Annotated in this window: 1 protein-coding gene; it reads right to left on the bottom strand. The window is 66.7% G+C overall.

What is annotated here, in order from left to right; genetic code table 11:
* Window positions 1–115 precede the first annotated feature (115 nt).
* On the bottom strand, window positions 116–424 hold a 309-nt coding region (locus GV818_RS33825), incomplete at its 5' end, for an ExbD/TolR family protein (RefSeq protein WP_161778758.1).

Raw genomic sequence — 424 nt, 5'->3', positions numbered from 1 at the left:
CGGCCACATCACCCACGCAAACCAGCCGCGTTGCTGCCATTGGCGGGTGACGAAGCTGGCGAGGCGGTGCTGGGCGACGGGCATGCGGCGTGATGGTGGTTGAGAGACGGGTCTCTTAGCGGGCGTTGCCGGTTTGCGTGGCGAAGGTCAGGTGCGAGAGACCGGCCACCCGCGCCGCTTCCATCACATTGACCACCGCCTGATGTGCGGCCTGCGCATCGGCGTTGACGATGACGATGGGCTCGGGGCCGCCGGCCTTACCTGCGGCATTGCGCAGGGCATCGGCCAAGCTGGTGACATCGCGGGTGTCGAGCACTTGCTTGTCGACGGAGTAGACGCCGTTGGCGGTGACGGACACGACGATCTGACCCGGGCGCTCGGTGGCCTTTTCAGCCTCGGCGGTCGGCAGGTTGACCTTCAGTTC

The organism is Pseudomonas sp. Fl4BN1 (genome assembly GCF_009908285.1).
Classification (GTDB): Bacteria; Pseudomonadota; Gammaproteobacteria; order Pseudomonadales; family Pseudomonadaceae; genus Aquipseudomonas.
The sequence above is the reverse complement of the archived record's forward strand: the minus strand, read 5'-3'. Positions and strand labels throughout refer to the sequence as shown.